Here is a 12279-nt window from a genome sequence, read left to right on the forward strand (position 1 = left end):
GGCAGTGATCGTGCACAGGAATCGCCCGGGACGTGTCCAGGGGTTTCCTTATCGATTCTGTGACCATGTTCGCCAGACGAACAAACGTCCTGTTTACCAACCGCCCGAAACGGACCGCTAGCCTGGTACCCGAGTGTGTGTACATCACGAGCAGATGGATCGAGGCGAACGCCAGCCGTGTCCAGCAGCAGCCCTGCGTCACAGTTCGGCCCCAACGAGTGGTTGATCGAGGAAATGTACGAGCAGTTCCTCAGCGATCCCACCTCCGTAGACTCGGCGTGGCACGAATTCTTCGCCGACTACAAGCCGGGCCAGGCAGCCAGTGAAACCTCCGCAGCCGCGGCCGGTGCGGCAGCGGCTCCGACCACGGCCACCGCGACCCGAGCGGCCGAGACCAACGGACAGGGCCCGATCACCCCGGCGCGGCCCAAGCCGGCAGAGCCCAAGCCCTCCCCGCAGGAGGCCGCCAAGGCTGCTCCGGTCAAGGAGGCCCCCGCGGGCGAGCAGAGCAAGCCGCTGCGCGGCGCGGCCGCGGCGATCGCGAAGAACATGGAGCAGTCGCTGACCGTGCCGACCGCGACCAGCGTGCGCGCGGTGCCGGCCAAGCTGCTGTTCGACAACCGGATCGTCATCAACAACCACCTCAAGCGGAACAAGGGCGGGAAGGTCTCCTTCACGCACCTCATCGGCTACGCGCTGATCCGGGCGCTCAAGAGCCACCCGGACATGAACCGGCACTACGGCGAGGACGCCAAGGGCAAGCCCGCCGTCGTCACCCCCGAGCACGTCAACCTCGGCCTGGCCATCGACATGCCGGCCAAGGACGGCTCGCGCAGCCTCGTCGTCGCCTCCATCAAGGGCTGCGAGGAGATGACCTTCCAGCAGTTCTGGCAGGCCTACGAGGACATCATCCGCAAGGCCCGCAACAGCGCGCTGACCGCGGACGACTTCTCCGGCACCACGATCTCGCTGACCAACCCGGGCCCGTCGGGCACCAACCACTCGGTGCCGCGGCTGACCAAGGGCCAGAGCGCGATCATCGGCGTCGGCGCGATGGACTACCCCGCCGAGTTCCAGGGCGCCAGCGAGAAGACGCTGGTCGACATGGGGATCAGCAAGATCGTCACGCTGACCTCCACCTACGACCACCGGGTCATCCAGGGCGCGGAGTCCGGCGACTTCCTGCGCACCGTGCACAAGCTGCTGCTGGGCGAGGACCGCTTCTACGACGACATCTTCACGTCGCTGCGGATCCCCTACGAGCCGGTGCGCTGGACGCAGGACATCCCCGAGGGCGCGGTCGACAAGACCGCCCGGGTGCTTGAGCTGATCGACGCCTACCGCACCCGCGGCCACCTGATGGCCGACATCGACCCGCTGAACTACCGCCAGCGGCGGCACGAGGACCTCGACGTCCTCTCGCACAGCCTGACCCTGTGGGACCTGGACCGGGAGTTCGCCGTCGGCGGCTTCGCCGGCCAGGAGCACATGCGGCTGCGCGACGTGCTGGGCGTGCTGCGCGACTCGTACTGCCGGACCGTCGGCGTCGAGTACATGCACATCCTCGAACCCGACGAGCGGGAGTGGCTGCAGAACCGGGTCGAGAAGCCGCACACCAAGCCGGACCCGACCGAGCAGAAGTACATCCTGTCCAAGCTCAACGCGGCCGAGGCGTTCGAGACCTTCCTGCAGACCAAGTACGTCGGCCAGAAGCGCTTCTCGCTGGAGGGCGCCGAGACCGTGGTGCCGCTGCTGGACGCGGTGCTCGACACCGCCGCCGCCTCCGAGCTGGACGAGGTCGTCATCGGCATGCCGCACCGCGGCAGGCTCAACGTGCTGGCCAACATCGTCGGCAAGCCGATCTCGCAGATCTTCCGCGAGTTCGAGGGCAACCTGGATCCGGGCCAGGCGCACGGTTCCGGTGACGTGAAGTACCACCTCGGCGCCGAGGGCAAGTACTTCCGGATGTTCGGCGACGGCGAGACCAAGGTGTCGCTGACCTCGAACCCCTCGCACCTGGAGGCCGTGGACCCGGTGCTGGAGGGCATCGTCCGCGCCAAGCAGGACATCCTGGACAAGGGCCAGGAGGGCTTCACGGTGCTGCCGGTGCTGCTGCACGGCGACGCCGCGTTCGCCGGTCAGGGCGTGGTCGCCGAGACGCTGAACCTGTCGCTGCTGCGCGGTTACCGCACCGGCGGCACGGTGCACGTGATCGTCAACAACCAGGTCGGCTACACCACCGCCCCGGAGCACTCCCGGTCGAGCAAGTACTCCACCGACGTGGCGAAGATGATCGGCGCGCCGGTCTTCCACGTCAACGGCGACGACCCCGAGGCCTGCGTCTGGGTCGCCCGGCTGGCCGTGGAGTACCGCCAGGCGTTCGGCAAGGACGTCGTGATCGACATGATCTGCTACCGCCGCCGCGGTCACAACGAGGGCGACGACCCGTCGATGACGCAGCCTGCGATGTACGACGCGATCGACAAGATGCGCAGCGTCCGCAAGACCTACACCGAGGCCCTGATCGGCCGCGGTGACATCACGGTCGAGGAAGCGGAGAAGGCGCTCAAGGACTACGCCAGCCAGCTGGAGCACGTGTTCAACGAGGTCCGCGAGCTGGAGAAGCACCCGCCGGAGCCGAGCCCGTCGGTGGAGTCCGAGCAGACGGTCCCGCAGGGTCTCAACACCGCGATCTCCGACGAGCTGCTGCTGCGGATCGCCGACTCGCACGTCAACCTGCCGGAGGGCTTCAGCCCGCACTCGCGGGTCAAGCCGGTGCTGGAGCGGCGCGCGAAGATGGCCCGCGAGGGCGGCATCGACTGGGCGTTCGGCGAGCTGCTGGCGTTCGGCTCGCTGGCCGCCGACGGCCGCATGGTGCGGCTGACCGGTCAGGACAGCCGTCGCGGCACGTTCACCCAGCGGCACTCGGTGCTCATCGACCGCAAGACCGGCGCCGAGTACACCCCGCTGCAGAACCTGAGCGACGACCAGGCGAAGTTCCTGGTCTACGACTCGGCGCTGTCGGAGTTCGCGGCGATGGGCTTCGAGTACGGCTACTCGGTGGCCAACCCCGACGCCCTGGTGCTGTGGGAGGCGCAGTTCGGCGACTTCTTCAACGGCGCGCAGTCGATCATCGACGAGTTCATCTCCTCCGGTGAGGCCAAGTGGGGCCAGCGCTCCGACGTGGTCCTGCTGCTGCCGCACGGCCACGAGGGCCAGGGGCCGGACCACACCTCCGGCCGCATCGAGCGCTGGTTGCAGCTGTGCGCCGAGGGCTCGATGACGGTGTCGATGCCGTCGACCCCGGCGAACTACTTCCACCTGCTGCGGCGGCACGCGCTGGACGGCATCCACCGCCCCCTGGTGGTGTTCACGCCGAAGTCGATGCTGCGCCTGAAGGCCGCGAGCAGCCCGGTCGAGGACTTCACCCAGGGCAAGTTCACCTCGGTGATCGACGACCCGGCCCAGCCGGACCCGGCGTCGGTGCGCCGCCTGGTGCTGTGCACCGGCAAGCTCTACTACGAGCTGGCGGCGGAGAAGGCCAAGCAGGGCCACGACGACACCGCCATCGCCCGACTGGAGCAGCTGTACCCGCTGCCGCACCGCAAGCTGGGCAGGCTGCTGGAGCGCTACCCGAACGCCACCGACATCCGCTGGGTCCAGGAGGAACCGGCGAACCAGGGTGCGTGGCCGTTCCTGGGCCTGGCGCTGCCGGAGCTGTTCCCGGAGCGGATGACCGGGCTCAAGCGGGTGTCGCGGCGCGCGATGGCCGCCCCGGCGACCGGTCTGGCCAAGGTGCACGAGGTCGAGCAGGCCGAGGTCGTGGCGGGCGCCTTCGCCTGATCCACGCGCGGCTCGGGGCCGCCGGTTCCTCCGGGGACCGGCGGCCCCTTCGCGTCCGGATCCGGACGACAACCTGTCCGTTATCGGATGGGGCCTGTCGTCGTGATCAGGAACCGGCACGGTGGTTCCCGGAACGGCCCTCCCGCGGCGGACCATGGAGGAGGGGGCGTGCAGGACCCCGACGAGTGGCAGGCGAAGGGCGTGCACTGGCACGTCTTCGCCGAGCCGCGCGACGGCTGCGCGGGCCCCGGCAGCAGGCGGCGGGACCGGCTGCGCCAGACCCCGCTCGCGGTGCTGCGCACGCCGGAGGAGGTCACCGACTGGATCGCCGGGATGGTGCGCGAGCACGCCGACCGCCGCCACGTGCGGCTGATCGGCCCGCGCGGCGGCGTCGGCCAGGTCGGCGACGACGGCCACATCGAGCACGACGTGCACCAGAACCTCGACGTCGTCTGCCGCGGCGACTCGCTCTACGTCGACATCGCGCGGGAGAACGACCGGTTGCAGCTGTGGGCCGAGGCGGTCACCGCCGACGAGTGCCCCGACGGCACGCACGACCAGGACGCGGCGTCGGCCCAGCTCGGCTGACCGGCGCCACCCCTGCCTGATCGCGTTCGGAAACGGGTCTTACTCTGCTGGTCTGCCGCTGAGAGCAGGCCTGGAGAACAGAGGAGGACCGGTGTACTTCACCGACCGTGGCATCGAAGAGCTCGAAGAGCGTCGCGGTGATGATGAGGTGACCCTGGCTTGGGTCGCCGACCGGATGCGCGCCTTCGTCGACCTCAACCCGGACTTCGAGGACGCCACCGAACGGCTGGCGACGTTCCTCGCCCGTGACGACTCCGACGAGGACTGATTCACCGCCGGAACCCGCCCCGGCTGCGGGGCGTGGTCGATTTCGACGCGAATTGACGCCTGTCGATTTGCGTCGAAACTCGACGGTCACCTGATCCCGGGAAGCCCGTTCAGGTGGACTCCCGTCACCAGCTGTTCCTGTGCAGCTGCGCTAACCAGCCAGTGCAGAAAGTCGCGATGGACCTGCCGGTCCCGACCCGCGAGACTCCCATTCGGCCGCCGGAGCCGTCGGCCTGCTTGAACTGGGAGGCACCTTGCGCGCACTGGTGAAGACCTCGCCCGCGCCCGGCCTGGAACTGACCGAGCTGCCCGACCCCGCGCCCGGTCCGAACGACGTCGTGGTCCGGGTGCTGCGGACCGGGATCTGCGGAACCGACCTGCACATCGCGTCCTGGGACGAGTGGGCGGCCCGGACGGTGCCGACGCCGCTGGTCGTCGGCCACGAGTTCGCGGGCGAGGTGGTCGCCGTCGGCTCCGCCGTGACCCAGGCCGAGGTCGGCGACTTCGTCAGCGGCGAGGGCCACCTGGTCTGCGGCCAGTGCCGGAACTGCCGCGCGGGCAGGCGGCACCTGTGCGCACACACCAGGGGTCTCGGCGTGCACCACAACGGCGCGTTCGCCGAGTACGCGGTGCTGCCGGAGCAGAACGTGTGGGTGCACCGCGATCCGGTCGACCCGGACGTCGCGGCGATCTTCGACCCGTTCGGCAACGCCGTGCACACCGCGCTGAGCTTCCCGGTCGTCGGCGAGGACGTGCTGATCACCGGTGCGGGCCCGATCGGGCTGATGGCCGCGGCGGTCGCCAAGCACGCCGGGGCCCGCAACGTGGTGATCACCGACATCAGCGAGCACCGGCTGGAGCTGGCCCGCCGGGTCGGCGTGGACCTCGCGGTCAACGTCGCCGAGACCGGGATCGCCGACGCGCAGCGCGAACTCGGCATGACCGAGGGCTTCGACGTCGCGATGGAGGTCTCCGGTCAGCCGTCGGCCATGCGGGAGACGATCGAGAACATGGCGCACGGCGGCCGGATCGCCCTGCTCGGGCTGCCCGCCGAGGACTTCGGCGTGGACTGGGGCTCGGTGGTGCTCAAGATGATCACGGTCAAGGGCATCTACGGCAGGGAGATGTTCGAGACCTGGTACTCGATGTCGGTGCTGCTGCAGGCCGGGCTCGACCTCTCGCCGGTGATCACCCACCGGTTCCCCTACACCCGCCACGAAGAGGCGTTCGAGACCGCGCGTGCCGGGCGCTGCGGCAAGGTCATTCTGGATTGGACGGTGCGCTAGATGTACACCATTGGCCAGGACGTGCGGGCCGAGCTGGACGAGATCCGCTCCGCCGGGCTGTACAAGCACGAGCGGGTGCTGGACTCGGCGCAGCGCGCGCGGGTCGGGGTCGGCGACGCCGAGGTGCTGAACTTCTGCGCCAACAACTACCTGGGGCTGGCCGACCACCCGGCGCTGGTCGAGGCCGCGTCGAAGGCGCTGGAGCGCTGGGGGTTCGGGATGGCTTCGGTGCGGTTCATCTGCGGCACGCAGGCCCCGCACAAGGAGCTGGAGCAGCGGCTGTCGGAGTTCCTGGGCACCGACGACACGATCCTGTACAGCTCGTGCTTCGACGCCAACGGCGGGCTGTTCGAGACCCTGCTCGGCCCGGAGGACGCGGTCATCTCCGACGAGCTGAACCACGCGAGCATCATCGACGGCGTCCGGCTGTGCAAGGCGCGCCGCGCCCGCTACCGCAACCGCGACCTGGCCGACCTGGACAAGCAGCTGCGGGAGACCGCGGACGCGCGGCACCGGCTGATCGTCACCGACGGCGTGTTCTCGATGGACGGCTACCTCGCCCCGCTGGACGAGATCTGCGACCTGGCCGACCGCCACCGCGCGATGGTGATGGTCGACGACTCGCACGCGGTCGGTTTCACCGGTCCGACCGGTGCCGGGACGCCGGAGGCGTTCGGCGTGACCGACCGGGTGGACGTGGTCACCGGCACGCTCGGCAAGGCGCTCGGCGGAGCCAGCGGCGGGTACGTCTCGGCGCGCGCGGAGATCGTCGAGCTGCTGCGCCAGCGGTCCCGGCCGTACCTGTTCTCGAACTCGCTGGCCCCGTCGATCGTGGCGGCGTCGCTGGCGGCGCTGGACCTGGTCGGGTCGCAGCCGGAGCTGCGGCAGCGGCTGCGGGACAACAGCGCGCTGTTCCGGTCGCGGATGGCCGCGGAGGGCTTCGACCTGCTGCCCGGCGAGCACCCGATCATCCCGGTGATGATCGGTGACGCGGCGGAGGCGGCCCGGATGGCCGACCTGCTGCTGGAGGACGGCATCTACGTGATCGGGTTCTCCTACCCGGTGGTGCCCAAGGGCAGGGCCCGCATCCGCACCCAGATGTCGGCCGCGCACAGCGCCGAGGACGTGGAGCGGGCCGTCTCGGCGTTCGTCCGCGCACGTCAGCGCATGGGTACCATCGCCGGGTGATTGACCCCCGGCGGCTCCAGGTGCTGCGCGCGCTGGCCGACCACGGCACGGTGCGGGCCGCCGCCGAGGCCATGTACCTGACGCCGTCCGCGGTGTCCCAGCAGCTGACCGCGCTGGAGAACGAGGTCGGCCAGCCCCTGCTGAGCAGGCAGGGGCGCCGGGTGCGGCTGACCGCGTCCGGCGAGCTGCTCGTCGAGCACGCCAAGGCGGTGCTGGCCGAGCTGGAGCGGGCGGAGGCGAGCCTGGCGGCCTGCGCGTCCGGCGCGGTCGGCAAGGTCGAGGTCGCCTCGTTCGCCTCGGCCATCACGCAGGTGGTGGCCCCGTCGATCGTGGCGCTGCGGGACCGGGCGCCGGGCGTGACGGTGCTGGTGCGCGACGCCGAGGCGCACAACAGCCTGATGATGCTGCTGGCCGGGGAGATCGACGTGGCGATCTCCATGGAGTACAGCTCGACGCTGTCGGCCGACAGCCGCAGGCTGACCCGCTATCCGCTCTACGCCGAGCCGTTCGACGTCGTGCTGCCGCCCCGGCATCCGCTGAGCGGGAGGGCGGAGATCGCGATCGAGGACCTGCGCGACGAGGAGTGGATCTCCCCGCTGCCCGGCAACCCGTGCCGCGCGGTGGTGCAGGTGTGCTGCGAGAACGCGGGTTTCATCCCGCGCATCACGCACACCTCCGACGACTTCCACGCCGTCGTCGCGCTGGTCTCGGCGGGCACCGGCGTCGCCCTGGTGCCCCGGACCGCGATCGGCCACCACGCCGGGGTGGTGCGCCCGCTGGCGGGCAGGCCACCGACCCGGCGGGTGTTCGCCGCCGTCCAGTGCGGACGCGAGGAGCACCCGCTGGTGCGCACCGTGCTCGACGCCTTGCTGGAGCAGGCCGTCTCGTGATCGTCAGCGGCGCTGGAACACGGCCAGGGCACGGGTGACGCGGGTGGCGCCCTGGCGGACGGCGTGCTCGACCTCCCACCTGCGGGTGAGGAATTCGTTGGTGGGCAACGAGATCGCGACCGACGCGACGATGCTGCCCGCCGGGTCGTGCACCGGGACGGCCATGCAGGACATGCCCGGCTGGAACTCGCCGATCTCCAGGGCGAGGTTCGACTGGCGGACGTGGGCGAGCTGGTCGTCGAGCGCGCCGCGGTCGCGGATGGTGGCCGGGGTCAGCGCGTCGAGGCCCGCCGTGTCGAGGTAGCGGGCCAGCCGGTCCGGGTCCATCGCCGAGAGCATGATCTTGCCGAAGGCCGTTGCGTGCGCGGCCTGGTGGAAGCCGACGTCGAGCGGCTGGGCGCGCGGGCGGCGCTCGGAGTCCTCGACGTGGGCGATCACCACCTCGGTGTCGCGGTAGACCGCGTAGTACGCGGCTGCGTCGGCGAGCTGGTGGACCGCGCGGATCGCGGTGGCGACTCCGGGCGGGACGGCGAGCTGCTTGGTCAGCGCCTGGCCGAGGTAGCGGGCCATGTACCCGAGGCCGTAGACGTGCTGGTCGCTGAGGTGCACGACGTGGCCGGCGTCGATCAGCGCGTGCAGCAGGTGGTACGTGGTGGGCAGCGCGAGGTCCAGCTCGGCCGCGATCTGCTTGGCGGTCAGCCCGCCCGGCGAGTTCGCGATCGCCTCCAGCACCCGCAGCGCCCGTCCCACCGACTGCAACGGGCCTGCGCCGTTGCGGCGGACGCCGTCCGGCGGGGCTTGCACGCCTGTCAATGTAGGCCCCCGTAGCGGGTTTCGAGCAGTCCGCGGCACCAGCCCGCGTTGCCCTCGATGCTGACCTGCGTCGTCCGCGCGAGGCGCAGGCGCAGCGGCAGCGACTCGGCGTCCACGGGCAGGCCGTGGTCGTCGACCAGCAGCGGCGCGCCGTCGTCCGACGGCAGTCCCAGCTGCTCGCGGCGGCGGCGCAGCCGCGAGGTGTCCTCGGCTACGTCGCCGAGCCGCATGCGGACCAGGTCGACGTGAGTCCGCCCGGCCCTGAGCAGCCGGGCGGCGATCTGCTGCTGGTAAGCGGCGTGCGCCTTGCGCAGGAACGTCCGCCGCAGCTCGTCGAGCTCACCGGCGGCCATCCCCGGGAACGCCGCGTCGAAGCCCTCGCCCGCGGCCACGCCCGCGTTGATCTCCTCGGCGGCGAAGTGGTCCAGCAGCCGCACGCGCACCCGGCCCGGAGCCACCGCGGCCAGCGCGTCGCGGGCGTCGGCGACCATGAGGTAGGCGAAGTTGGGCGCGCAGAAGTAGGTCGGCAACCGCAGGTCCACGCGCACCTCGTCACCGACGACCTCGCACGCCGCGACGAACCCGAGGTCGGTGATCGGCTCGTCCAGCTCCGGGTCGACGACCGAGTCCAGGGCACGCCGCAGAGCGGACTCCAGGCTCACGACGTCATCGCCTCCCGGTTCGTCTCCGACGCGACCGGCGTCCGCGACGCCGGGACGTCCGGGCCGGGCAGGCCCATGCCCGCGGGCACCTCGATGTCGTAGAGCCGGGCGGCGTTGAGGCCGAGGATCCTGCGCTTGATGTCCGGGGTCAGCTGCCCGAGCTCGTCCTGCATGTCCTCCGGGATCTGGAAGTCGACGAACTTCTCGACCAGCCACCTGGGAGTCCAGATCGCGTAGTCGCTGGCGAAGGTGATGCGGGTGTCGTCCAGCCAGTACAGGAGTTCCCCGATGATCCGGGCGAAGTAGCGCGGCCGGGAGTGGATGAACGGCATCGCCACCGCGAGCCCGCCGTAGACGTTGGGCTCCTGGGTGGCGATCCAGCAGAAGTCCTCCAGCCGGGGCAGCCCGACGTGCTCGACGATGAAGCGCAGGTCCGGGAACGCGGTGGCGACGTCATCGACGTCGGCGACGTCGAAGGCGTCCCGGTTCAGCGGGTAGATCGTCGGTCCCTTGTGGACGTGGATGTTGCGGATGCCGAGTTCCTGGCACTTCTCCAGGTACCGGTAGGACCACGGGTCGGTGAGCTTCCAGCCCTTCGACTGGCCCTTCCACTCGGCGGTGTAGAGCTTGACCCCCCTGAGCTGCCAGCGTTCGGCCAGCCGCTCCAGCGCGACCAGCCCGGCCTCGCCGTCGCGCGGGTCCCAGCTGCCGTTGACGATGAACCGGTCCGGGTACCGCTCGGCGATCGCCCCGTCCTGCTCGGTGGTGTTGAAGCCGTTGACGAAGAAGTCGGTGAGGTAGGTCGGCTGGAAGATGGCCTTGTCGACGTAGCCGACCTCGAACAGGTCGTGCAGCAGGTCCTGCTCGCTCTGCTTCTGGAAGTGCTCCAGCGACCACACCTCGGACTCGGGGCTGAGGTTGCGGTGGTAGTCGTAGAAGCAGTTGAGGAACCCCTCGCCGTAGCGGTTGGCCTGGTTCGCCGGGGTGCCGTCCCAGAAGTGAATGTGCCCGTCGACGATGAAGTAGTTCTCGCCGTCCTTGCTGTACATGGGAGTTCCGCCTTCCTTGCTGGACGGTCAGGGCACGAGGATGGCCCGGCCACCGGGGATGCGACCGGCGTCGAGGTCGTCCAGTGCGATCAGCGCCTCGTCGAGCGCGTAGGTGCGGGTGCGCAGCGCGACCTTGCCCTGCGCGGTGAGCGTCATCAGCTCGTCGAGGTCGTTGTAGGAGCCGACGAGGTTGCCGATCACGTTGATCTCGCGGGAGATGATGTCGATCGTCGGCACGTCAACCCGGCCGCCGTAGCCGATCACGAAGTAGGAACCCGCGTCCCTGGTCATGGCGACGCCTTCGGCCTCGGTGCCGCCCTCGCCGACGAAGTCGAGCACCACGTGCGCGCCCCTGCCGCCGGTCAGGTCGCGCACCGCCTCGACCTGCTCGCCGGACGCCTCCGCGGTGTGGTGCGCGCCGAGCTCTGAAGCCAGGTCCAGCGCCTGCGCCGAGCGGTCCACGACGGTGATCTCGGCAGGCGTGAGCGCGAGCAGCGCCTGCAACCCGATGTGCCCGAGCCCGCCCGCACCGATCAGCACGACGTGCGTGCCCGGGTACAGCAGCGGGACGGCCTTGCGGACGGCGTGGTAGGCCGTCAGCCCGGCATCGGCCAGGGCGGCGACGTCGGCGGGCTGCAACCCGGCTTCCAGCCGCACCACCGACCGGGCGTTGGTCAGCAGCAGCTCCGCCATCCCGCCGTCGGTGTTGATCCCAGGGAACCGCGAGTTCTCGCAGTGCACGTCATCACCGGACCGGCACGCGCGGCACAGCCCGCAGGTCACCAGCGGGTGCAGGATGACCTTGTCGCCGGGCCGCACGTTGCTCACCGCCGGACCGACCTCGCGCACCGTGCCCGCGTTCTCGTGCCCGATGACGTAGGGCAGCACTACGCCGCTCTTGTCCGCCCACTGGCCTTCGATGATGTGCAGGTCGGTCCGGCACACCCCGGCCGCGCCGACTTCGACCAGGACGTCCAGCGGACCTTTCAGGACCGGATCCGGCACTGACTCGATCTCGGGCTGCTCTCCGTACGCGTGCACTCGTACTGCCTTCACCTCGGGCTCCTTCGTCCGAGCGGCTGGGCCTGCCCACAGGCTGCCCAGCCGGGACGCCGAGCTGAAGACGCGTTGTCAGATGCTGATAAGCGCCCGCGTGAAACCTCGGTTTCTCACCCGATGGGGTGATGACGGATGGCTGCACGCCCAGGGACGACCTCGCGTGACGTATTCGACAGCCGCTGACCTCCGGAGGTGTGTAGTGTTCGTGGTGGTCGTTGTATTTCTGGGTTCGTGTTTCGCGCACGCTCGCAGATGTTGATGCGGGCGAGCTGCTGTCTTTGGTGTAGCTGGAGTTGGCCGCCGTCTGAGATCCCCGGCCCGGACGTCCACGCGGTGTGGGCGCCCGTCATTCCCCAGCTCCCAGAAGGAGACAGTGATGGCACAGGGAACCGTGAAGTGGTTCAACTCGGAGAAGGGCTTCGGCTTCATCGCCCCGGACGAGGGCGGCCCCGACGTGTTCGTGCACTACTCGGCGATCGACGGCGCGGGCTTCCGCAGCCTCGAGGAGAACCAGCGGGTGACCTTCGAGGTCTCCCAGGGCCCCAAGGGCCCGCAGGCCGAGGTCGTGCGCGCGGTCTGAGACCCGCACAGCTCAGTTCTCAGGTGGCTCCTCGCCCTCTTCGGGCGGGGAGCC

11 protein-coding genes are annotated in these 12279 nt (G+C 70.1%); 7 read left to right on the forward strand and 4 right to left on the reverse strand.

Features of this window, described 5'->3' with window-relative positions; all coding sequences use genetic code 11:
• The first annotated feature begins 177 nt into the window (after positions 1 to 177).
• The 6 genes from ABD691_RS13060 (at position 178) to ABD691_RS13085 (ending at position 8062) form a co-directional block, all read left to right on the forward strand.
• Complete coding sequence (locus ABD691_RS13060) at positions 178 to 3843, forward strand: multifunctional oxoglutarate decarboxylase/oxoglutarate dehydrogenase thiamine pyrophosphate-binding subunit/dihydrolipoyllysine-residue succinyltransferase subunit (protein WP_344679888.1); 3666 nt, start codon at positions 178 to 180, stop codon at positions 3841 to 3843.
• A gap of 168 nt (positions 3844 to 4011) precedes the next feature.
• Positions 4012 to 4431 (forward strand): hypothetical protein, encoded by a 420-nt coding sequence (locus tag ABD691_RS13065; protein ID WP_344679889.1) that lies wholly within the window; start codon positions 4012 to 4014, stop codon positions 4429 to 4431.
• Between the two features lie 91 nt (positions 4432 to 4522).
• Entirely contained in the window at positions 4523 to 4699 is a 177-nt protein-coding gene (locus ABD691_RS13070) for a DUF6104 family protein (protein WP_344679890.1), read from the forward strand.
• A gap of 253 nt (positions 4700 to 4952) precedes the next feature.
• Positions 4953 to 5984 (forward strand): L-threonine 3-dehydrogenase, encoded by a 1032-nt coding sequence (gene tdh / locus ABD691_RS13075; protein WP_344679891.1) that lies wholly within the window; start codon positions 4953 to 4955, stop codon positions 5982 to 5984.
• Positions 5985 to 7172 carry a glycine C-acetyltransferase gene (locus ABD691_RS13080; RefSeq protein WP_344679892.1) on the forward strand — a complete coding sequence of 396 codons (1188 nt, stop codon included), beginning with the start codon at positions 5985 to 5987 and terminating at the stop codon, positions 7170 to 7172.
• Positions 7169 to 8062 carry a LysR family transcriptional regulator gene (locus tag ABD691_RS13085; protein WP_344679893.1) on the forward strand — a complete coding sequence of 298 codons (894 nt, stop codon included), beginning with the start codon at positions 7169 to 7171 and terminating at the stop codon, positions 8060 to 8062. The genes ABD691_RS13080 and ABD691_RS13085 overlap by 4 nt, the downstream gene beginning before the upstream one ends.
• A 3-nt stretch (positions 8063 to 8065) precedes the next feature.
• Here ABD691_RS13085 and ABD691_RS13090 read toward each other — a convergent pair whose 3' ends face one another.
• From ABD691_RS13090 to ABD691_RS13105, 4 genes are read right to left on the reverse strand one after another with little or no spacing between them, the layout of a single operon-like run.
• Entirely contained in the window at positions 8066 to 8866 is an 801-nt protein-coding gene (locus ABD691_RS13090) for an IclR family transcriptional regulator (RefSeq protein WP_344679894.1), read from the reverse strand.
• Positions 8867 to 8871: 5 nt separating this feature from the next.
• A complete protein-coding gene (locus tag ABD691_RS13095) occupies positions 8872 to 9531 on the reverse strand; it encodes an iron-sulfur cluster assembly protein (protein ID WP_344679951.1) in 660 nt (219 codons plus the stop codon).
• A 2-nt stretch (positions 9532 to 9533) separates the two neighbouring features.
• The gene (locus ABD691_RS13100) at positions 9534 to 10586 is read right to left on the reverse strand and encodes an amidohydrolase family protein (RefSeq protein WP_344679895.1); all 1053 of its coding nucleotides are present in this window, start codon (positions 10584 to 10586) and stop codon (positions 9534 to 9536) included.
• A gap of 27 nt (positions 10587 to 10613) precedes the next feature.
• The gene (locus tag ABD691_RS13105) at positions 10614 to 11642 is read right to left on the reverse strand and encodes an NAD(P)-dependent alcohol dehydrogenase (protein ID WP_344679896.1); all 1029 of its coding nucleotides are present in this window, start codon (positions 11640 to 11642) and stop codon (positions 10614 to 10616) included.
• Positions 11643 to 12021: 379 nt separating this feature from the next.
• Between ABD691_RS13105 and ABD691_RS13110 the strand changes: the two genes are divergently transcribed.
• Positions 12022 to 12225 carry a cold-shock protein gene (locus ABD691_RS13110; protein ID WP_344679897.1) on the forward strand — a complete coding sequence of 68 codons (204 nt, stop codon included), beginning with the start codon at positions 12022 to 12024 and terminating at the stop codon, positions 12223 to 12225.
• Positions 12226 to 12279 lie beyond the last annotated feature (54 nt).

This window comes from Saccharopolyspora taberi, assembly GCF_039534165.1.
In the GTDB taxonomy this organism is placed as follows: domain Bacteria; phylum Actinomycetota; class Actinomycetes; order Mycobacteriales; family Pseudonocardiaceae; genus Saccharopolyspora_D; species Saccharopolyspora_D taberi.

Coding starts and splice junctions, on each gene's coding strand:
- ABD691_RS13080 (WP_344679892.1), top strand. CDS start 5,985: ATGTACACCATTGGCCAGGACGTGCGGGCCGAGCTGGACGAGATCCGC.
- ABD691_RS13100 (WP_344679895.1), bottom strand. CDS start 10,586: ATGTACAGCAAGGACGGCGAGAACTACTTCATCGTCGACGGGCACATT.
- ABD691_RS13110 (WP_344679897.1), top strand. CDS start 12,022: ATGGCACAGGGAACCGTGAAGTGGTTCAACTCGGAGAAGGGCTTCGGC.